General features: G+C 66.8%; 10 protein-coding genes. 7 read left to right on the forward strand and 3 right to left on the reverse strand.

All coding sequences use genetic code 11. From position 1 onward, the window contains the following. Positions 1-9,680: SDR family NAD(P)-dependent oxidoreductase (locus tag ABZ951_RS25685; protein ID WP_361280785.1), on the reverse strand; the 9,680-nt coding region annotated here is incomplete at its 3' end. Between the two features lie 320 nt (positions 9,681-10,000). Between ABZ951_RS25685 and ABZ951_RS25690 the strand changes: the two genes are divergently transcribed. From ABZ951_RS25690 to ABZ951_RS25700, 3 genes are all read left to right on the forward strand, one after another. Further along, positions 10,001-10,843, forward strand: coding sequence for a methyltransferase domain-containing protein (locus ABZ951_RS25690; protein ID WP_344095348.1), 843 nt, complete (start codon positions 10,001-10,003; stop codon positions 10,841-10,843). Between the two features lie 199 nt (positions 10,844-11,042). Continuing rightward, positions 11,043-12,275, forward strand: coding sequence for a cytochrome P450 (locus ABZ951_RS25695; protein ID WP_344095346.1), 1,233 nt, complete (start codon positions 11,043-11,045; stop codon positions 12,273-12,275). A gap of 46 nt (positions 12,276-12,321) precedes the next feature. Then, positions 12,322-12,507 (forward strand): DUF2795 domain-containing protein, encoded by a 186-nt coding sequence (locus ABZ951_RS25700; protein WP_344095344.1) that lies wholly within the window; start codon positions 12,322-12,324, stop codon positions 12,505-12,507. A 164-nt stretch (positions 12,508-12,671) separates the two neighbouring features. Here ABZ951_RS25700 and ABZ951_RS25705 read toward each other — a convergent pair whose 3' ends face one another. Together ABZ951_RS25705 and ABZ951_RS25710 are read right to left on the reverse strand one after the other, a co-directional pair. Continuing rightward, positions 12,672-16,322 (reverse strand): acyltransferase domain-containing protein, encoded by a 3,651-nt coding sequence (locus tag ABZ951_RS25705; RefSeq protein WP_344095342.1) that lies wholly within the window; start codon positions 16,320-16,322, stop codon positions 12,672-12,674. 157 nt (positions 16,323-16,479) lie between these two features. Beyond that, positions 16,480-17,256 (reverse strand): alpha/beta fold hydrolase, encoded by a 777-nt coding sequence (locus tag ABZ951_RS25710; RefSeq protein WP_344095339.1) that lies wholly within the window; start codon positions 17,254-17,256, stop codon positions 16,480-16,482. Between the two features lie 407 nt (positions 17,257-17,663). Between ABZ951_RS25710 and ABZ951_RS25715 the strand changes: the two genes are divergently transcribed. From ABZ951_RS25715 to rfbB, 4 genes are all read left to right on the forward strand, one after another. After that, positions 17,664-19,010 (forward strand): cytochrome P450, encoded by a 1,347-nt coding sequence (locus ABZ951_RS25715; protein ID WP_344095337.1) that lies wholly within the window; start codon positions 17,664-17,666, stop codon positions 19,008-19,010. Positions 19,011-19,194: 184 nt separating this feature from the next. Next, complete coding sequence (locus ABZ951_RS25720; protein WP_344095335.1) at positions 19,195-19,971, forward strand: FkbM family methyltransferase; 777 nt, start codon at positions 19,195-19,197, stop codon at positions 19,969-19,971. A gap of 72 nt (positions 19,972-20,043) precedes the next feature. Beyond that, the gene (gene rfbA / locus ABZ951_RS25725) at positions 20,044-20,925 is read left to right on the forward strand and encodes a glucose-1-phosphate thymidylyltransferase RfbA (protein WP_344095333.1); all 882 of its coding nucleotides are present in this window, start codon (positions 20,044-20,046) and stop codon (positions 20,923-20,925) included. Continuing rightward, a complete protein-coding gene (gene rfbB / locus ABZ951_RS25730) occupies positions 20,925-21,932 on the forward strand; it encodes a dTDP-glucose 4,6-dehydratase (RefSeq protein ID WP_344095331.1) in 1,008 nt (335 codons plus the stop codon). Before rfbA ends, rfbB begins: the two co-directional genes overlap by 1 nt. Positions 21,933-21,955 lie beyond the last annotated feature (23 nt).

The following is a 21,955-nucleotide window of genomic DNA, read 5'->3' on the forward strand; positions in this document are numbered from 1 at the left end:
TGGGTGGAGACGGCGTTGTGGGTGGCGCACCAGAGGGGTGCGGTGAGGTGGGGGTGGGTGGTGAGGGTTTGGATGAGGGCGAGGGTGAGCGCGGTTCCGGTGGGCACGGCGGGGTGGTCGGGGTGAGGGGTTTCGTCGAGGGCGACGAGGGAGAGGACGCCGGCGATATCTGCAGTGCTGGTGTTGAGGGTGTGGTTGAGGTGAGGTGTGAGGGTTTCGGGGGTGGTGTGGGTGTGGTCGAGGGGGAGGGGGAGGGTGTGTGCGCCGTGGTGGTGGAGGGTGTTGAGGACGGCGGTGATGAGGGGGTGGTCGGTGTGGTTGGCGGGGAGAGGGATTAGCCAGGTTCCGGTCAGTAGACCGTCGGCTGCTGCTCTGGTGGTGGGGGTGTGGGGTTTCCAGGTTTCGCGGTAGATCCAGGTGTTGATGGTGTTCTGGTCGCGTTGTTGCTGGTGCCAGGCGGACAGCGCGGGCAGCAGGGTGTCGAGGGATGTGTCGGGCTCGACATTGAGAGTGATGGCGAGGGCTTGGGGGTCTTGTTCTTCGACCGTTGCCCAGAACTGGGCCTCGACCTCACCGAGTGTGCCTGAAGCGGCATTGCTGTTCCGCACTGTTTCCTCGGCATCTGCTGTGGTGCTGAGCCAGAACCGTTGCCGCTGGAATGGGTAGGTCGGCAGGTCGGTGTGGTGGGGGCGGGGAGCATGGTGGGTGTAGTGGGTGGTCCAGTCGATGGCCCGGGTGGTGTGGGCGTGGGCGAGGGTGGTGAGGAGTTGGTGGGTGTCGTTGTGGTCGGGGTGGAGGAGGGGGTGGGTGTTGGGTGTGTGAGCGGGGAGGTTGTGGTGGGTGAGGGTGGTGAGGGTGTTGTCGGGTCCGAGTTCGAGGTAGGTGGTGGTGCCGTGGGTGTGGAGGTTGTGGGTGATCTGTTGGTAGTCGACGTGGTGGCGGGCTTGGTGGGCCCAGTAGTGGGGGGTGAGGGCCTCGGCCGGGTCAGCGGTAGTGATGAGGGGAATGCGGGGCGGTTGGTAGGTGAGGGTTTCGGCGGTGGCGGTCAGTTCGGGGAGCAGGGTGTCGAGGTGGGGGGAGTGGAAGGCGCCGCTGGTTTGCAGGGCGGTGGTTTTGCGGCCCATGTCCTGGAAGTGGGCGGTGACAGCTTCGACCGTGTCGTGGTCGCCGGAGATGACGAGTGAGGTGGGGCTGTTGACGGCGGCGATCGATACTTGCCCGGCGTGCTCTTCGAGGAGGGGGTGGACTTCGTCGGGGGTGGCCTGGAGGGCGGTCATGGCGCCGGTGGTGGGGAGGGTGTCCATGAGCCGGGCGCGGGTGGTGACCAGGAGCGCCGTATCGGGCAGGGTGAGGATTCCGGCGAGGTGGGCGGCGGTGATCTCTCCGAGGGAGTGCCCGGCCACGCAGTCGGGCCGTACCCCGAACTGCTTGGTCAGTAGCGCGTGCAGGGCGTACTGCAAGGCGAACAGCGCCGGCTGCGTGTAGAGCGTCTGGTGGATCAGCAATCCGAGATCACTGCCCGGGGAGGGATAGAGGACGTCGAGCAGGGGGTGGTCAAGGTGGGGGTCGAGGTGGGCGCAGGCTTCGTCCATCGCCTGGGCGAAGAGGGGGAATGCCTGGTAGAGGCCGTGTCCCATGCCGGGGTACTGGGTGCCCTGCCCCGCACACACGAAGGCCAGCTTCCCCCCATCGGTCGTGCCCCGGATCACGGAGGGGTGCTCTTCACCGGCCGCCAGGGCGGCGAGGGCGTCGAGGAATCCGTCCCGGTCCCCGGCGAGCACGACTGCCCGGTGATCGAACACCGACCGGCCCGAGGCGAGCGAGAACCCCACATCCGCCAACGCCACATCAGAACGGCCAGTGAGCCAACGGCACAGCTGCCCCGCCTGCGCCCGCAGAGCACCGTCCGACTTCGCTGACACCGGCCACGGCAACGGCATTGGCAGTCCTGATGAAGGCGTCTCCCCGTCCTCCTGGTCCAGGACGCTGGACTCCTCAGCAGGCGCCTGCTCGATGATGACGTGCGCATTCGTCCCGCTGACCCCGAACGAGGACACCCCCGCCCGCCGTAGCCGCCCGTCCGTCTCCGGCCACGGCACCGCCTCCGTCAGCAGCCGCACCGCACCCGCATCCCAGTCCACATGCGGCGACGGCTCATCCACATGCAACGTGGCAGGCAACTGCCCGTGCCGCAGCGCCATCACCATCTTGATCACACCGCCCACACCCGCAGCCGCCTGCGCATGCCCGATGTTCGACTTCAGCGACCCCAGCCACAGCGGCCGCCCCTCCGGCCGCCCCTGCCCATAGGTAGCAAGAAGAGCCTGCGCCTCGATCGGATCACCCAGCACGGTCCCCGTCCCGTGCCCCTCCACCGCATCCACATCAACCGGCGCCAGACGAGCATTGGCCAGCGCCTGACGGATCACCCGCTGCTGCGACGGACCATTCGGCGCCGTCAGACCATTGCTCGCCCCGTCCTGATTGACCGCCGACCCCCGCACCACCGCCAACACCCGATGCCCGTTCCGGCGAGCATCGGAAAGCCGCTCCACCAGCAGCATCCCCACACCCTCACCCCACCCCGTACCATCCGCCGAAGCCGAAAACGCCTTACACCGACCATCAGGCGACAACCCCCGCTGCCGCGAAAACTCCACGAAGGCCCCTGGAGTGGACATCACTGTCACTCCCCCCGCCAAAGCCATGGAGCACTCCCCCGCCCGCACCGCCTGGCAGGCCAGGTGCAGGGCGATCAGCGAGGAAGAACAAGCCGTGTCCACCGACACCGCCGACCCTTCCAGGCCCAGGACGTAGGCGACACGGCCCGAGGCGACGCTGCCGGAGGTGCCTGTCAGCGCGTAACCGTCCGCGCCTTCCACGGCTGCGTGCAGGCGTGGCCCGTACTCCTGCGGCATGACGCCGACGAAGACTCCGGTGCGGCTGCCTCGCACCGTGGAAGGGTCGATATCAGCCCTCTCGAACACCTCCCACGACGTTTCCAGCAGTACCCGCTGCTGGGGATCCATGGCCATGGCCTCGCGCGGGCTGATGCCGAAGAAGTCGGGGTCGAAGCCGCCGGCGTCGTAGAGGAAGCCTCCTCGCTGAGTGGTGGAGCTGCCCGGCTGGTCCGGGTCGGAGGCACGGAGTTGTTCGAGGTCCCAGCCTCGGTCGGCGGGGAACTCCCCCACGGCGTCGGTCTTCTCGGTGACCAGCTTCCACAGACCCTCAGGCGAGGCCACGCCACCCGGGTAGCGGCAGGCCATGCCGATGATGGCCACCGGCTCGTCCGCGCCGATGGTGAGGCTCGGAGATTGCGCAGGGATGACCGCGCCTTGTGTTGCGGCCCCGCCCAGGAGTTCGTCCCCCAGGAACCTGGCCAGTGCGACGGGAGTGGGGTGGTCGAAGGCGAGGGTGGCGGGGAGGCGGAGGCCGGACGCGACGTTGAGGCGGTTGCGGAGCTCGACGGCCGTCAGGGAGTCGAAGCCCATCGCGCGGAAGGCGGTCTCGGCGGGTACGGCGTCCGGGCCCGCGTGTCCCAGGACGATGGCGGCGTGGGTCCGGACGGCGGCGAGCAGGATGTCGTGCTGCTCAGCCGGGCTGTGACCGGCCAGACGTGCGCGGAGAGACGAGGAACCCGGCGCGGAAGCGATGGGCGCGCGGCGCGTGACGGAGCGGGCCAAACCCTGGAAGAGGGGCGGGACGTCCTGGGTGGCGCGCAGGTCTCTGGTGTTCAGGTGAGTGGGCAGCAGTACGGGTCTGTCCGATCGCAGGGCGGCGTCGAACAGGGCCAGGCCCTCCTCCGTCGTCAGCGCTCGCAGTCCCGAGCGCGTCATGCGGGCGCGTTCGGCCTGACCCAGATGGGCCGTCATACCGCTTGCTTCTTCCCACAGGCCCCAGGCGAGCGAGTGGGCAGGAAGTCCCTGATGCCGGCGGTGGTGGGCGAGAGCGTCGAGGTAGGCGTTGGCGGCCGCGTAGTTGCCCTGGCCTGGCGAACCGAGGATGCCCGCCGCCGAGGAGTAGACGACGAACATGGCCAGATCGGCGTCCCGGGTGAGTTCGTGCAGCCATCGCGCGGCGTCAGCCTTGGGTTTGAGCGTGGTGAGCAGGCTGTCCGGTGTCAGCGAGGTGAGGGTGGCATCGTCGAGTTGCCCTGCGGCGTGTACCACGCCTGTGAGCGGGTGGTCGGTGGGAATGGCCGCGAGCAGGCCGGCGAGGGATTCCCGGTCGGAGGTGTCGCAGGCGGTGACCGTCACCTCGGCGCCCCTCGCCTCCAGCTCGGCCCGCAGCAGGTCGGCGCCGGGAGCCCGCGTACCCCGCCGGCTGGTCAACACCAGGTGTCTGACACCGTGGGTCTCCACCAGGTGACGAGCGAGAGCGGCGCCCAGCACCCCCGTGCCGCCGGTGATCAGCACCGTGCCGTGCGAGTCCAGGGAGGAGGGGAAGACGAGGACGTTCTTGCCGGTGTGCCGTCCCTGCTGCATGTACCGGAAGGCTTCCCTCGCGCGCCGCGCGTCCCAGCACGTGACAGGCAACGGGTCCAGCGCCCCTTGATCGAACAGTTCCAGCACGCTGCGGAGGATCTCCCCGACTCTCTGTGGTCCGGCCTCCATCAAGTCGTACGCCTGGTAGCGCACCCCCGGGTGGGCGCCTGCCACCTCGACGGGGTCGCGCCGGTCCGTCTTGCCCATTTCCAGGAACCGTCCGCCTGTCGGCAGCAGGCGCAGTGAGGCATCGGTGTACGGGCCGGCGAGGCTGTTGAGCACCACGTCCATGCCCCGGCCACCGGTGATTCCCGCGAAGTGTCCCTCGAAGGCGAGGGAGCGGGAGGAGGCGAGACGTTCCTGACGTACCCCGGCGGCGCGCAGCAGTGGCCACTTGGCCGGGTGGGCCGTTGCATAGACCTCCGCGCCCAGGTGATGAGCGAGCTGCACGGCCGCGAGCCCCACGCCTCCCGCTGCCGCGTGGACCAGGAGGGCTTCGCCCGGCTCGACCCGGGCCAGGTCCACCAGCCCGTAGTAGGCGGTCGCGTACGCCACCGGCACCGCTGCCGCTTCGGCGAACGTCCACCCCTCCGGCAGCCGCGCCAGCATCGCCCGTTCCGCCACCGCCACCGGGCCGAAGGCCCCGCCGAACACCCCCAGCACCCGGTCCCCGACCTCCAGGTCGGAAACGTCCTCCCCGACCTCCAGGACCACCCCCGCGCCCTCGCTGCCCAGGCCGACCTGCTCCGGCACCATGCCCAGCGCGACCAGCACGTCACGGAAGTTGACGCCCGCCGCGCGCACGCCGACGCGTACCTGCCCGGGGGCCAGTTCCCCCAGCGCCTCTTGTGACGCGACCGCCCCGACCTCGTCCAGCGAGCCCGTCTCACCGCATTCGAGTCGCCACGCCCTTTCCGGAAGCGACAGCCCCTGCTCGTCTTCGGCGCGAACCAGACGGGCTCCCAGCATCCTCCCGTCGCGGACCGCGACCTGTGCCTCTCCGCAGACCGGAACCGCTGCCAGTGCGGCGATCGACTCCTGCGCCGTATCCACATCCGCCAACAGGAAACGAGCCGGTTCCTCCGACTGGGCGGAGCGCACCAGCCCCCATACCGCGGCACCCGCGAGATCCGTCGGATTCTCTCCGGGCTCCGCTAGCACCGCCCGAGAGGTCACGATCACCAGTCGGGAGTCCCGCAGCCTGTCGTCGGCGAGCCATCGCTGCAACAACGCCAGCACGCGCCCGGTCCTGGCCCGGACCACCTCGGGCTCACCGGCGGGCGCATAGGTGGACTGCGGCAGGCAGGGCACGAAGACTTCGTCCGGAACAGCCTCGCCCGCGTCGAGCGCTCGCACCAGGCTGTCGAAGTCCGGATACTGCCGCGGGGCGGAATACGGAACCACCGACAGCGCGGTGCCCAGACCGAGGCCGTCATCACCCAGGACCGCACGGCGTCTGCTGCTTGCCTGCTCCGCGGGCCGGTCCGGGACGGGGACCCAGTCCAGGCCGAACAGCGCGTCGCGCAGGGCCGCTCCGGCAGTTCGCAGTTCTTCCACCGCGACCGGACGCAGCGCCAGTGATTCCACGGACGCCACGGGCAAGCCGGAGCTGTCGGCCACGTCGAGGGCGACGGCGTCCGGGCGCAGCGGCCGCACCCGCACCCGCAGCGCCGACACGCCGTGCGCCAGCAGCGACGCTCCGCGCCAGGCGAACGGCAGCCGGGCTTCCTCGCCTCCGGTCAGCGAAATCGCTTGCAGCGCGGCGTCGAGCAGCGCCGGATGGAGGCCGAAGCGGGAGACGTCGCCGCCCGCTTCTTCCGGCAGGACGACCTCGGCCAGTACGTCGTCCCCGCAGCGCCAGGCAGCGCGCAACCCCTGGAAGGCCGGCCCGTAGCAGAAATCCGCTGCTGCCAATCGGTCATAGAACTCGTCCAGGGGCACGGGTACCGCTTCGGGAGGGGGCCATGTGCCGGTCAGCACTTCGGCGCCCTCGACGGAAGCGGCGCGGCAGTCCGAGTCCGGGTCCGGGGCGAGGGTGCCGGTGGCGTGCCGGACCCATGGGGTCTCCTCGCTGTCTCCTTGAGCGTGAATGCTGACGTCTCGGCGTCCGGTGTGGTCCGGGGGGCTGACGGTGATCTGGAGGACGGTCGCTTGGTCGTCGGGGAGGGTGAGGGGGGTGTGGAGGGTGAGTTCTTCGATGTGGGGGGTGTGGGTGTGGTGCCCGGCTTGGAGGGCGAGTTCGAGGAAGGCGGTGCCGGGGAGAAGAACCGTGCCGGCGACGGTGTGGTCGGCGAGCCAGGGGTGGGTGGATAGGGAGATCCGGCCGGTCAGGAGGAACCCGTCGCCCTCGGCGAGGGTGACCGCCGCGCCGAGGAGTGGGTGTCCGGCCGGTTCCAGGCCCATCGCTCCCGCGTCCCCGGTGCCCGGCGTTGCGGTGAGCCAGAAGCGTTGCCGTTGGAAGGGGTAGGTCGGCAGGTCAATGCGCTGGGGGTGGGGGGTGGGGCGGGTGTAGTGGGTGGTCCAGTCGACGGTCCGGGTGGTGTGGGTGTAGGCGAGGCTGGTGAGGAGGCGGTGGGTCTCGTCGGTGTTGCGGCGCAGGGTTCCGGTGACGGTGACCGGGGTGGTGGTTTCTTCGGTGGTGTCGGTGGTGTCTTGGATGGCGGTGGTGAGGGTGGGGTGGGGGCTGCATTCGATGAAGAGGTGGCGGCCGTCGTGGTGGAGGGCCTGAATGGCCTGGGTGAAGCGGACGGGGTGTCGGAGGTTGCGGTACCAGTACCCGGCACCCAGATCAGCGGTATCCACCCACCCGCCATCCAGCGTCGAGAAGAATGGAACGCTTCCTTGCCGGGGGGTGATGTCCGCGAGGCCGGTCAGCAGCTCGTCCCGCACGCTTTCGACGTGGGGGCAGTGGGAGGCGTAGCCGACGGGGACCTGTTTCGCTCTGATGCGGTGCTCACGGCAGTGGGCAAGAAGCTCCTCGACCGCCGATTCCTCGGCGGAGACGATCGTGGAGCGGGGGCTGTTGTGCGCGGCGACCCACGCCCGTCCAGGCCAGTGCTGCTCCAGGAGGGAACTGGTGTCTTCCCCGGGCAGGGCAACGGCGAGCATGCCTCCGGCGTCACCGCTCATCTCGTCCAGAAGCCGGCTGCGCAAGGCGATGACCTTGGCAGCGTCGGGAAGGGCGAGGGCGCCGCAGACGTGGGCGGCGGCGATCTCGCCCTGGGAGTGCCCGACCACCGCATCAGGGGTGATGCCGTAAGAGGACCACAGACGGGCCAGGGACACCATGACCGCGAACAGCAGCGGCTGAACCATACCCGCCCGCTCCCACACCGGATCATCCTGGGGTCGGCTGAGCATGTCGTCCAGGTCCCAGCCGGTGTGAGGGGCCAGAGCCTGCCCGCACTCACGCATCGACGCAGCGAACACCGCCGAGCTCTCCAGCAGGCCCAAACCCATCCCCGCCCACTGCCCACCCTGACCAGGAAACACCAGCACCGTCCCACCGGCGCTCGTGCTGGTGCCCTGGATGACCGAGGGATGCTCCTCACCGGCCGCCAGGGCGGAGAGCCCATCCAGGAACCCGTCCCGGTCCCCGCCCAGCACCACCGCCCGATGCTCAAACACCGACCGGCCCGACGCCAGCGAGAACCCCACATCGGTCAGCGGCACATCCGGGTGATCGGTCAGAAACTCCCGCAGCTGCCCTGCCTGCGCCCGCAAGGCCCCGTCCGACTTCGCCGACACCGGCCACGGCAACGGCAGGACCGGCTGCTCCTCCAGGTCCACGGGAGCGGCATCCTCAACGGGTGCCTCCTCAAGAATGACGTGCGCATTCGTCCCGCTGACCCCGAACGACGACACCCCAACCCGCCGCAGCCGCCCCTCCACCCCCGGCCACGGCACCGCCTCCGTCAGCAACCGCACCGCACCCGCATCCCAGTCCACATGCGGCGACGGCTCATCCACATGCAACGTCCGCGGCAACACCCCACGCCGCAGCGCCATCACCATCTTGATCACACCCGCCACACCCGCCGCCGCCTGCGCATGCCCGATATTCGACTTCACCGACCCGAGCCAGAGCGGTTGCCCCGCCCCTCGCCCCTGCCCATAAGTGGCGAGGAGAGCCTGTGCCTCGATCGGATCACCCAACGTCGTACCGGTGCCGTGCCCCTCCACCGCATCCACATCCGCCGCCGACAACCCCGCATTCGCCAGCGCCTGCCTGATCACCCGCTGCTGCGACGGACCATTCGGCGCCGTCAAACCATTCGACGCCCCGTCCTGATTGACAGCCGACCCCCGCACCACCGCCAACACCCGATGCCCAAGACGCCGCGCATCCGACAACCGCTCCACCAACAACATCCCCGCGCCTTCGGCCATCCCCGTGCCGTCCGCCGAGGCCGAGAATGCCCTGCACCGCCCATCAGGCGAGAGCCCCCGCTGCCGCGAGAACTCCAGGAACAGGTTGGGAGCCGACAGGACACATACGCCCCCGGCCAACGCCATCGTGCATTCACCCGCCCGCAACGCCTGACAAGCCAGGTGCAAGGCAACCAACGACGACGAACACGCCGTATCCACGGTCACCGCCGGACCTTCGAGGCCGAGGGTGTAAGCGATACGGCCCGACGCCACACCCCCACCGCTCCCGTTGCCGAGAAATCCCTCGAACCCGTCGGGGGCGACATGAAAGCGGGAGGCGTAGTCCTGGTACATCACGCCGGTGAACACAGCGGTTCGGCTACCGCGCGTCGACAGCGGATCGATACCTGCTCGCTCCAGCGCCTCCCAAGCGGTTTCCAGCAGCAATCGCTGCTGCGGATCGGTCGCCAGCGTTTCGCGCGGGCTGAAGCCGAAGAAGCCCGCGTCGAACTCGGCGGCGTCGTAAAGGAATCCGCCTTTCCGGGTGTACGACGTGCCCTGTCGGTCCGGGTCCGGATCGTAGAGTCGCTCCACGTCCCAGCCGCGGTCCTCGGGAAAGTCCCCGATCGCGTCCTGGCCCGATGCCACGAGACCCCACAGGTCCTCGGGGGATTTGACGCCCCCGGGGTATCGGCATGCCGCTCCGACGATCGCGATGGGCTCTTTCGCCGCCCCGATGATTTCGCGATTGTGCTGCCGGAGCCTTTCGTTTGCCTTGAGGGATGCCCGCAGCGCCTCAATGACCTTGTCGTCGGACGAAGTCATCACTGTCTCCAACCTCTGGGCATGCCGAACGTGGGACAGCGCCGAAGCTAGCGACAACAACGTATTTGGGTCACCCCTGCCCACCCCTGACATATATGGCACATTTACACTTCCCGATCCAGGACGACGGCGTATGCACCATGCCCCTACATAGGGGCCCCAGAGTTCCTCACGTCCTGCTGTTCTCAGGTCTCGGCACATCTAGACTTTGATGCGTCCACGAAGGTGCACCGCCTACTGAAGGACGGGTCACCGACTTTCGCCCAGACCAGTTGGCCAACGGCGCCTGGGTTAGAATTTTTGGAAGAAGGTTCTTGCCCATGACGTCCGAACCGTTGCCGTCACCTTCCGATGTCGGGGACTACTATGACCGTCTGACTCTTCTCGCGAACCATGCACTGGGGGGCAACACTCACCTCGGTTACTGGCCGCAGCCGCACGACGGGAGCTCCGCCGGAGAGGCGTCCGACCGGCTCACTGATTTCCTCATCGAGAAGTTGCACGCTTCTACCGGCCAGCGGGTCCTCGACATCGGCTGCGGTTCCGGAAGGCCCGCCGTTCGCCTGGCCAGGACTGAATCCGTGGACGTCGTGGGCGTCACCATCAGCACCGTGCAGGTCGAGCTCGCCACCACTCTGGCCGAGCAGGAGGGCGTCGCGGACCGCGTGCGTTTTGTCCACGCGGACGCGCAGGAACTCCCCTTCCCTGATGACTCGTTCGATGCCGTATGGGCGATCGAATGTCTTCTCCATATGCCGAGCACACCCCAGGTGCTCACCGAGGTCGCCCGGGTCCTCCGTCCCGGCGGGCGTTTCGCCGCGTCGGATCTAGTGGCACGAGAGGAGAAGACTTCCACAGATCCTGCTGCTACAGAATGGAATCATATTGAGCAGTTCGCCGTTCCCCCACTTACTCACATCACGGAGTACCCTCGGATGATCGCGGAATCCGGTCTCCAACTGAGAGAGTTTATCGATATCGGCGATGATGTCATTTCGCCGTCTTACGCCGCACTGAGAAATCACGCTCAGGAAAACTTCACAGACTACATGGCAGCGTTCGGGCTCGACGAGGATCAGCTCCGGTCGGCCGTCACCCACTACTCGCAACAGAGCGCGGCGCAGGGGGTCGGCTATGTCGTCGTGACCGCTATCCGCAACTGAGGATCCAGCCCCGGTCATATCTCGGACGAGGCAGGAAATGATGACGTCCAACGAATGTCCCTTTACGGGCGGGCAACCAACGGCCCCACAACTGAGCTTCGCATCAGCGAGTGGGCGGTATCCCCTGATCGGCCACACCCTACGGATGCTTTTGGGGTCGCAGGACTTTCTGGCATCACTCCCATCTCAGGGCGACCTGGTGGAGATCAAGGTGGGCCCATGGCGCATGCATGTCGTGTGTCATCCCGATCTCGCCCATCATGTCCTCACGGCTGACCGAATCTTCGATAAGGGCGGCCCGATGTTCAACCGCACGCGCAAGTTGATCGGGGACGGGTTGGCATCGTGCCTACACGATCAGCACCGTCGTCAGCGACGGCTTGTGCAGCCGGCCTTCCATCGCACGCGCATGCCCAGGTATGCCCGGGCTATGACGGAGCACATCGCCGCGGTGACCGGCTCCTGGCGTGACGGGCAGCTGATGGATCTGGGCCCCGAGATGACAAAGATCAGCACCGGAGTGCTCGCCAAGACTATTTTCACTGCGGACTTCTGCGGCCCTGCCATCGCCGCCGTACCCGCATACTCCGAAATGATCCAGAGAGGGCTGACCCGCCGGCTGCTGACCCCGGCGATGTTGCAACGCCTGCCCACCCGGGGCAAGCGTCGCTTCGAACGAGTGACCCGCGAACTGGAGTCGGCCGTCTCCGCCATGGCCGAGCGCTACCGTCACGACGGCGTCGACCGGGGGGACCTCATGTCCATCTTGTTGGCGTCGCGGGACGAGGACGGGAGCGGTCTGACCGACGCGGAGATCTACGCCGAGATCGTGACGATGATCCTCGCCGGCACCGAGACGGTTGCCTACACCCTCAGTCATGCCTTCCGCCTGTTGCAGCAGCACCCTGAGATCGAGGCGAGACTGCATACCGAAGTGGACGAGGTACTGGGCGGTCGGCCCGCCTCCTGGGACGACCTCCCCTCCTTGGATCTAGCGGGGAGGGTCTTCAAAGAGACACTGCGTCTCGCACCCTCCGACTGGATTGTCACCAGGGTGGTCACAGAAGACACCGAACTCGCCGGGTGTGCTCTTCCAGCAGGGAGCATCGTCGCCTTCTGCGGCCTCGTCATCCATCAGCGCGCGGACCTCTACCCGCAACCGGCAAGCTTCCTTCCCGACCGGTGGCTGGACCAGCAGCTCAAACCCCCCAGCGGGGCGTTCATTCCATTCGGTGAGGGGGGCCGCAAATGTATCGGTGATGTCTTCGGCACAGTTGAAGGCATTCTGGCGCTCTCCACCATTGCCGCGCGCTGGCGGTTCGAGCGTACCGAGCCGGGGCGCACCCGTTCGGCCCTGCGCATTCCGGGCTTCACCAAGTCCGCCGTCACACGCGTGGTGGCACGCCACGGCTCACACGCACCCCCGAACTGACTTAGAGAACCCGAAGCCGGACTCGTCATCCACAAGAGGAAGCGTCATGGAACTGAAGCAACTTCTCGAAAGCCTTACCTTTCCCGCGGTCAAAGGGGAGATCCTCGACATGGCCGCATCGATGGACCTCGACCCTGATCTCCTGGGCAAGTTGCACCGGATCCCCGACCTCGAGTACTGCGAAGACACTGATGTCACCGCAGAACTACGCAACCTCGGGTTCGAGAGCTGAGCGATACCTCTGCTGGACGTCGTGATCGCCCTGACCGGACTCCGGTCAGGGCGATCGATTGCTCAGCGGCACCAGTTGCCCGCATCAAGCCTGCGCCTCGTCCACGGTAATCCGCTCCAACCGATTCCGACCGATTGTCAGCCGGCTGAGCATTACCGTTCTTCTTACGAGCGCCCCGCAAGCCACTCGTGAACCTGAGCGGCTGTCGAGAGGGCGTGGTCGGAAACCAGCATGTCGAAGTGATTTCCTGGCACGTCGATGACTCGGTGCGGAAGCGGCCAGGAGGGATGGGTATCGTAGCCCTCCAGCGGCTTCCCGTTTTCCTCGATAGAAGGGGGTTGACTCGCCCACAAACACAGGGTGGGGGTAGCGTTTTCCGTGGGCGTCCAGTCCTCGAAAATCCTGAGGTAGGTGCCCAGTGCGCTGATCATTGTGAAGTCCAGCTGCACCATCGACGCCACTCGCGAGAACAAGCCGGCGGCCAGCGAGGTTTTGAACAGTTGGAGAGCTTCGGTAGGCATGTAGGTGTCCATGAGAACGGCGCCCTCCGGGGGCACCCCCAAGGACTCCAGGCGGCTTGCCACGCCGTGCGCGAGCCAGCCCCCCGCGCATAGCCCGACCAGAGCGAAAGGCTGCTCGGGCACACACATACGCACACCCTCGGCCAGGACGTCGATGATGTCATCCGGAGTGGCCGGAACCTTCTCCCCCTCGTAAAAGCCTGGGATGGACAGATGCCAGACGTCCCTCAGACCGTCGAAGTAGGAGGCGAAGTCAGCGTAGTGCCGGATATCAGGACTGACGACGGTGGGAAGGCAGATCAGCGCCGGGTGTCTTCCATCTCCTGGCGCGAGCATAGTGCACTTGGTGAGGTTCTCGGGGGCCTCGTTTCTTGTAAAGGTTTCCCGAAATCGTGATGTGACGGTCAGGAGGTCCACGGCGTCAGCTGCCCTCCCTGACTCACATGCCTTTTCGAAGAGTTCCACAACGAAGCGTGAAGACTCGCTCTCGTTTCTCTGGCCTGACGTCATCCCGGGCTCTGCCAGTGGGGCGAGAGCTGTCTGCAGGAACGCCGCGAGTGCAGCGGGCGTAGGGTGGTCGAAAACCAGTGTTGACGGGAAGCTGGTGCCGATCTCGGCACTGAGGCGGTTTCGCAGTTCGACAGCGGAGACAGAGTCGAAGCCTTGGTCACGAAAGAGCGTGTCCGAGGTGATGATGTCAGGATCGGGACTGCCGAGAACGGCACAGGCTTGGGCTCGGATCAGGGCCAGCGTTTCCTCTTCCGTCCGCTGTGTCGGCACACTGGAATGCTGTCCCGGTGTTCCAGGGCCAGCAGGCCGGTCCGGTGCCGGACGCTCGGCTGTCCCGAGTGTGTCCCACCAACAGCGCTGACGTTGGAAGGCCGAAGGGGGGAGCTCGACCCGCCTGCCACCCGGGACAGCGAACGGCGCGGCGCTCTCCGGCAGCACTCCGCATACCTGGAGCTGAGCCAGCGAGCTCAGGAACTGGCTCATACTGCCACGGTCGCGCCGCAGTGTGCCCACCGCCACCACTCCCGCGCCGGCAACGCCTCTGGTGACGCACGCATCGCCGTTGTCGTCGGCCGGACCGGTCTTCCACTCGTCGGCGATCGCTTCCACACCCACGGTCAGCACCGGGTGGGGGCTCACTTCGATGAACACACGGCAGCCCCCTTCGATCAGCCGCCGAGTGGCCTGTTCGAACTGCACAGTGCCTACGAGGTTTCGGTACCAGTACTCCTCGTTCAGAGTGGTGGTGTCCAGGCGCTCCCCTGTCACACACGAGTAGAACGGCACTCGCGACTCTCGAGGGACGACCGGTGCCAGCGCTGCCAGTAGTTGGCTCCGGAGAGCCCGCATGTACGGGGAGTGGGCTGGCACGTCGACGGCCACTTCACGTACGAGCGTCCCCTCGGCGGAGAGCATGTCCATCAGCTCCCGGACAGCGGCCGGCTCCCCCGAGACCACACTGGCTTTGGGGCCGTTGACCGCCGCGATGGACAGGCGATGGCCCCAAGGCGTGAGCCGGGGTCGTAGCTGACCGGCCGCGCAGAAGACCGCGACCATGGCCCCGGTACCGGAGAGGCCGGCTTGGACCCGGCTCCACAACGCCACCACCCGCGCTGCTTCCCGGAGCGAGAGCGCGCCCGCCACGCAGGCCGCCGCGACCTCACCGACACTGTGCCCCAGCACCGCGGCCGGCTGGACTCCTCGCGATCGCCACAGCTCGGCGAGCGACACCATGACGGCAAACAGGGCAGGCTGCACCACATCGACCCTCTCCAAAGGAGGCGCTCCCGCGTCCGCTCGCAGCACGGCCTCCAACGGCCAGCTGACGAATGGATCAAGCGCCTCGGCACAGGACCGAACAGATGCCCGGAAGACAGCTGACGTTTCCAGGAGTTCCGCTGCCATCCCTGTCCAGTGTGTTCCTTGTCCGGGGAAGACGAACACCGCTTTGCCTGCTGGTAGTGTGGCCGTCCCCCTGATCAGACCAGGGGCTTCGCGGCCGTCGGCCAAAGCGTCAAGTCTCGGGACAAAGTCTTCGCGGTCGGAAGCGATGACCACTGCCCGGTGCGTGAGCGAGGCTCGGGTGGTCGCCAGTGAATGCGCGATGTCCGTCGTTGTCAGCAAGGGGCTGGCGGTCACATGGTCCCGCAGTCGGGCTGCCTGTGCACTCAACGCAGCGGGAGTGTGTGCGGACAGGACCCAGGCCGACACTTCGTTCCGGCCAGCGGGTGATGACGCCACGGCCGGTTGCCGGCCTGTTCCCTGAGGTTGGGCATCCTCCGGACTCAGGGGGGCCGGACTCAGCAGAATATGGCAGTACGTGTCCCTCTCACCCCGGACGGAAACACCTTGGACAGCAGAGATTCTGTCGGTCACCGGGACGCCGCCGTCGCGTTCTGGACTACTCGTGGGCACTGTGACGCCCTGGGATTCCGCAGAGAGGGCCGTTCTCAAGAAAGCGGCCATGCTGTCGGCTCGCCCACGGGCCTGTGTCAGCCGTACTGAGGTCGGGATGCGTGGCATCTTCCCGTTTCGCCGCAGCACGCTGCCGTTGACCAGGCAGTGAACCTTATCCTCGGCTGCGAGGGCATGGGCCAGGCGCTTGAGCACGACCACTCCGCCGCCCTCTGCGAATTCTTCACCGCCTGGGTCATCTCCCGGGCACCCGCCGATCGCGCACTCCGCGGTTCTGTCCGCGAAGAGATTGACTTCAACCCCTCCGGCGAGAGCCAGCGTGCTCTCGCCCCGGCGCAGGCTCTCGCATCCAAGGTGCACGGCGGCCAGCGCCGAGGCGCCCGCCAAATCGACCGACGTACGCGCTCCGTGCGCACCGAGGAAGCAGGACACCAGCTCGGCAGTCGTACCCGAAGGGGCCTCCGGTGCCGTCGTCACAGGCCCGCCCTGTAGGCGCCGAAGTGCCGTGTAGTCACCGGAGGGTCCGCTCAGGAAGACGCCGAAGCTGTCACGGGCGAAGTCGGCCGCGGCCAGCCCGGCGTCTTCCAGGGCTTCCCAGCCGAGTTCGAGGGCCAGTCGTTGTTCGGGGTCGATCAGGCCGGCCGCCCGGGGGGTGAGGCCGAAGAAGGCCGGGTCGAACTGATCGATCGACGGGAGGAAGCGCCCGCGTACCGCTGCTCCGTCGATACCGGGCAGCCGACCCTCGCCCTCCTCCAGCGGACTGCCGCCCTCCCCTCGGGAGGTGTGGCGAAAGGCGACGGTGTCGAGACCACCCGGCAGCCGGCAGGCGTACCCGACGACGGCGATCAGGTCTTCTTCGGTGCTCTGCATGACAGCTCCAAACCATGGATGTGCGTGCTCAGCGAGTGAGAAGGCCGGGGGCCGAAAGCAGTTGGCAAGGGCTTGCGGCGTCGCTCGGGGAGGGCCAGGCGGAGTTCGGGGACAGCCGAGGGGCGTGTCGTCCCGAACTCCGCTGGTTGGTGCGGCGCTATGAGGCGGAGCGCGGCTCCGTGGTGGCTCCCAGCAGCTGAGACCTGATCAGGCGGGTCACCTGGGTGTGGTTCCCGTCCAGAAAGAAGTGGCCGCCCGGGAAGGACCATAGTGTGAACTTGCCTGTGGTGTGTCCACTCCAAGCCTGGGCTTCATCAAGCGTGGTGCGCGGGTCCGTTTCCCCCACCATCGCAGTGATCGAGCAGTCGACCATCGCGTTCACCTCACCGCGGTAGGTCTCGATCGCCCGGTAGTCGGCGCGCAGTGCCGGAAGGTAGGAGCGCAGCAGTTCCTCGTCCTCGAACAGCCGTGGGTCGGTGCCGCCCAGGTCCGCCAGTTCGGAGAGAATGCCGCTGTCATCCCGCCGGTGTACGCCTTCGTGCCGGTGGCAGGACGGGGCGCGGCGGCCTGAGGCGAAGATACCCGCGCAAGTGAAGCCGGTCTCTTGCTCCATCCTCCGGGCGAACTCGAAGGCCAGGACAGCTCCCATGCTGTGCCCGAAAAGGGCCGTCGACGCGTCGAGCCTGGGGCCGACGGAGCGGAGGAGTTGGTCCGCCAGTTCATCGATGGAGGTGACGCACCGCTCGTCCCTCCGGTCCTGTCGGCCGGGGTATTGGACCGCCAGTACCTCAATCTCCGGGGCGAGCGACTGGGCGAAGGGGAGGTAATAGCTCGCCGAGCCTCCGGCGTGCGGGAGGCACAGGAGCCGGAACTTACTTTCCGGCGCGGGGCGGTAACAGCGCAGCCAGAGCTGTTCGTCATCATTCTCTGTCATCGCCGTCTCCTCCTGGTGACAACCCGCTGACTCAGGTTTTCAGCCACCACCGGTGTGCTGCCCTGCCGAGAGGGCGGCGGTGGGCCGACCGGTAGGCCAAACGCAGGCGATCCTATGGGGCGGCGCGTATCAGTGGCACCCCTGAAAGCCCCTGCCCTTTCGCCTGGTCTCTCCTGAGAAGAACTTCTCCGGCTCTGCCGTCGCCCCCGCTTGCGACATCGAATGCCGCCGAACGGGCAGCAAGTTCTTTGCCGAGCCGCTGGGGTGCAGGGGTTCGTGGGCCCGTATCCGCCTTATTTACACTTGCGCCCGGCCTTCATGGAATACTTCGTGGCCGCCGGTGTCGAACAGCACGTATGGCGCGCGTACAGCTGGCCCCCGTATGCCGCCTTCGCCTAAGGATCCACATGCTGACCACCTTTTCTTCCGGGACTGTGCCGGGCGCCCTTCCTTTTGTGGGTCACACACCGCAGTTGCTGCGGAGGCCGATCCCCTTTCTTGCTTCCCTGCCCGATATCGGGGGCTTGGTGGAGATCAAGCTGGAGCGCCGAAGGGTGTTCGGACCATGTCGTCCTGGTCTTCCACATCTCATCCTGGCCGATGATAGGACCTTCAACAAGGGTGGCGGACCGGCTTTCGAATTCGCCGAGATTCTTGAGGAGAGGCTGGCCGGCTGCACGCACGAACACCACCGCAGACAACGCCGGCTCGTCCAGCAGGTGTCCCGTCCCGCGCAGGTCGAAAGGTACGGCCCAGTGGTGGAAGAGGAGACCGTCGCGCTGATGGAGACCTGGCAGGGCGGCCAGGAATTCGACCTGTTTCCCGTGCTCCTCGACTTCACTGCGCGCGTGGTGACCCGAATGCTGTTCTCGAGTCGTGCCGACCCCACCGCCTCGGACCAAGTGCAGCGTCTGTTCGCCTCGATGATGAGTCAGGGCGACACAGGCTGGCGGACAGGTCCGTCCCGCGTCCTCCAGCGTGTGACCCGGCTCGGGGCTCGGGAGCGATACCGGATCGCGGCAGACTTTCAGGACACCCTCGACAGGGCGGTCTCCGGATATCCACGTACCGGGCGGGGCGACGTAGACATGATGTCAGCGCTGGCGCTGGACAGGAATGGTGACAGCGGGTTGAGCAGAGGAGAGCTGCGAAGCCAGGCCGTCACCATGCTGGCGGCCGGAGCCCACTCTCCCGCCACTACACTCACCTGGGCCTTCTATCTGCTTTCCCAGCGTCCGGAGAGCGAAGGCCGGTTGCGCGATGAGGCTGACAGCGTGCTGGGCGGCCGCCCGGCGCGGTGGGGGGACCTTCCCTCTCTGAGATTTACGGAGCGGGGCCTCATGGAAACGCTGCGCCTGTACCCTCCCGTGTGGATCTTCTTCCGGAAGACTTCGGTGGAGGTCCCCTTGATCAACGGGTGCATCCCGCGGCGCCTCCGTGATGATCAGCCCCTTGATGATGCACCAGCACGGAGACGTGTTCGCCGACCCTGGGGACTTCGACCCCGACCGATGGCTCCGGGGCGTTGCACCGCCGCTGCCCGCCGCGCATTCACCGCCTTCGGTGACGGGCCCCGACGATGCATCGGTGAGGCTTTCGGCCTCGCTCAGCTCACCCTCGTCCTGGCGTCCATCACGGGGCAATGGCGGCTGGCGAGCGTGCCCGACGCGAGGATCCTGCCGCACGCACGGGCGGTGAACGTACCACCCCGGTATCTTCCCGTTCGGCTCAGCAGGCGGCATCGAAAGAGCTGAGGACCCCGGCCGGTGCCCCGTACCGAAGTCCATGAATGGCCTCCTTGGCCGCCATACCCCCAGCACGCCCCAGGAGTCGGCGTCCCATTCACCGCCGGCCACACAGGGGGTTATTCAGCGCTTTCCGCTCCCTTAGCATCGCAGTTGCCGCGCCACAGCGCAGGAAGAGCGGAGTCCGAAGCCCATGGAAGCCATGCAACTGCCAAACGGCCTGACGGTCAGCCAGGTCAACGTCGATGAGACCGAGTTTCTTTACCACGAGATCTTCACGGAGCGCTGCTATCTACGGAACGAGATCACCCTGGCGCCAGGAGACACTGTTCTCGATGTGGGTGCGAATATCGGCTTGACCACTCTCTTCCTGCACACCGAGTTCCCGGGGCTGACTTTTTACTGCTTCGAACCGGCACCTGTCCCGTACGCGGCACTTTCGGACAATATTGCGGCTCATAAAATCAATGCCACGGCCGTCCGTTGCGCGCTGTCCGACCACTCCGGCGTCGGTGATCTGACGTACTACCCGCATTGCACCGCCATGTCCGGATTTCATCCCGACCTCGCGGAGGAAGCCGCGCTGGGGCGTTCCGTACTGTTGAACAGCGGTTTCGCGAACGAGGTGGTCGACGCCATCGAAGCGACCAGGAACGAGGCAGAGACACTGCGGACCGTCCAGTGTTCCGTCCGGACTCTTTCCGAAGTGATCACGGAGCAGAGGATCACCTCGGTCGACCTGCTCAAGGTGGACGTGCAAAAGAGCGAGCTGGAGGTGCTTGGCGGGCTGGCGGAAGCGGACTGGCCCAAGATCCGGCAATGCATCGCGGAAGTGCACGACGTGAACGGTGGCCTGCGGTCCTTCACCTCGCTCCTGGCGGAGCACGGCTTCTCCGTGACCGTGCAACAGGATGCCCTGTTCGATGGCACTGAGATTTACATGGTGTTCGCCTGGCGGAACGCGGCCTGAGCCGGTTCCGGGCTGCGGAGCAAATCGGCGCCGCCCGGGGGAACTCACATCAGTCGACACCCGGGAGCCGGTATGAAGGGAATCGTGCTCGCCGGCGGCAGTGGCACCCGGCTGTACCCGCTGACGCACGGCGTGTCCAAGCAGATCCTTCCCGTCTACGACAAGCCCATGATTTATTACCCTCTCTCCGTGCTGATGCTGGCCGGTGTCCGGGACATCCTGGTGATCTCCACCCCCGCTCACCTCCCCCAGTTCGAGACGCTCCTCGGAGACGGCTCCCGCCTGGGACTGGAGATCAGCTACGCCCCCCAGGCAGCGCCCAGAGGCGTCGCCGACGCCCTCCTCATCTCCGCCGACCACATCGGTCAGGATCAGGTGGCCTTGGTGCTCGGCGACAACGTATTCCACGGCGCCGGCTTCGCACAGGTGCTGCGCGGTCACGTGCGCGGCGTCGACGGATGCGTACTCTTCGGATCTGCGGTAAGCGACCCCGAGCACTACGGGGTGGGCGAGGTGGACAGCTCGGGAAGACTCTTGTCCATCGAAGAGAAACCCGTGGCGCCCCGGTCCAATATGGCGATCACTGGTCTGTATCTCTACGACAACGACGTGATCGACGTAGCCCGCGGCCTCAAGCCCTCGGCACGCGGTGAGCTGGAGATCACGGATGTCAATCAGGTGTACGTCGACCGGGGCAAGGCCAGGCTCGTCCCGCTGGGCAGGGAATTCTTGTGGCTCGACGCGGGCACTCCCGACTCGCTTCTCCGGGCCGGCCGGTATGTGCGAGCTGTGGAGCGACGACAGGGCGTCCGGATCGGCTGTCTGGAGGAGATCGCCTTCCGCACGGGGCTGATAGGCGCGGACGACTGCTATGCCCTCGGCGCGGAGCTCGCGGGGTCCAGCTACGGCGCGTATCTGATGGAGATCTCGGCCCTTGGGGAAAGGAGCCAATGATGCGGACGGTCGTCACCGGCGGTGCCGGGTTCATCGGTTCTCATTTCGTCCGGCGGCTGCTGGCCGGGGACTACCCGCCGCTCGCCGGTGCCGATGTCGTAGTTCTGGACAGCTTCACCTACGCGGGCCACATGGGGAATCTGGAGGCCGTTGCGGAGCGCCCTTCGCTGACCGTGGTACGGGGCGATATCTGTGACAAGTCGCTGGTCTCCGGGCTGCTGCGCGACGTCGAACTAGTGATTCATTTCGCGGCCGAGACGCATGTTGACCGGTCGATCGCCGATGCCACCGCGTTCGTGCAGACCAATGTCCTGGGGACCCAGAATCTGCTCCGCGCCGCGACCGACGCGGGAGTGGGCCGCTTCGTGCACGTCTCGACCGATGAGGTCTACGGGTCCCTCGATACCGGATCGTGGGCGGAGGACGCGCACTTGAGGCCGAGCTCCCCCTACGCGGCTTCCAAGGCGTCCGCCGACCTTCTGGCCAGGTCCTTTCATCGCACCTACGGTCTGCCGGTGTGCATCACCCGCTGCTCCAACAACTACGGCCCGTACCAGTTCCCCGAGAAGATGATCCCGCTGTTCATCACCCACCTTCTGGACGGCAGGAAAGTGCCACTGTACGGGGACGGCGGGAATCGCCGGGACTGGCTGCACGTGGACGACCACTGCCGGGGCATCGCCCTGGTCGCGCAGCGCGGCAGGCCCGGCGAGGTCTATCACATCGGTGGCGGTACCGAACTGTCCAACCGCGGCCTCACGGCTCTGCTGCTCGACCTGCTGGGCATGGACTGGTCCATGGTCGAAAGCGTTCCCGACCGGCAGGGGCACGACCGCCGCTATTCGCTGGACTTCGGCAAGGCGTCCGACGAGCTCGGGTACCAGCCTCTGGTCTCCTTCACGGAGGGCCTGGCACGGACGGTCCGGTGGTACGAGGAGCACCGTGAGATGTGGGAGCCCTTGAAGAAGAGGTACGAGAAGCACGTCCGAGCCGCGGCCGGTGGCTGATGCCGGGAGATCCGCGCCCTCTC

The sequence above is a fragment of the Streptomyces sp. NPDC046215 genome, from assembly GCF_040646215.1.
Taxonomy (GTDB): Bacteria; Actinomycetota; Actinomycetes; order Streptomycetales; family Streptomycetaceae; genus Streptomyces; species Streptomyces stramineus.

What these genes read in the sequence shown, in the direction of transcription:
- ABZ951_RS25690 (WP_344095348.1), top strand. Translation starts at nt 10,001, where the DNA reads ATGACGTCCGAACCGTTGCCGTCACCTTCCGATGTCGGGGACTACTAT.
- ABZ951_RS25705 (WP_344095342.1), bottom strand. Translation starts at nt 16,322, where the DNA reads ATGCAGAGCACCGAAGAAGACCTGATCGCCGTCGTCGGGTACGCCTGC.
- rfbA (WP_344095333.1), top strand. Translation starts at nt 20,044, where the DNA reads ATGAAGGGAATCGTGCTCGCCGGCGGCAGTGGCACCCGGCTGTACCCG.
- ABZ951_RS25700 (WP_344095344.1), top strand. Translation starts at nt 12,322, where the DNA reads ATGGAACTGAAGCAACTTCTCGAAAGCCTTACCTTTCCCGCGGTCAAA.
- ABZ951_RS25715 (WP_344095337.1), top strand. Translation starts at nt 17,664, where the DNA reads ATGCTGACCACCTTTTCTTCCGGGACTGTGCCGGGCGCCCTTCCTTTT.
- rfbB (WP_344095331.1), top strand. Translation starts at nt 20,925, where the DNA reads ATGCGGACGGTCGTCACCGGCGGTGCCGGGTTCATCGGTTCTCATTTC.
- ABZ951_RS25710 (WP_344095339.1), bottom strand. Translation starts at nt 17,256, where the DNA reads ATGACAGAGAATGATGACGAACAGCTCTGGCTGCGCTGTTACCGCCCC.
- ABZ951_RS25720 (WP_344095335.1), top strand. Translation starts at nt 19,195, where the DNA reads ATGGAAGCCATGCAACTGCCAAACGGCCTGACGGTCAGCCAGGTCAAC.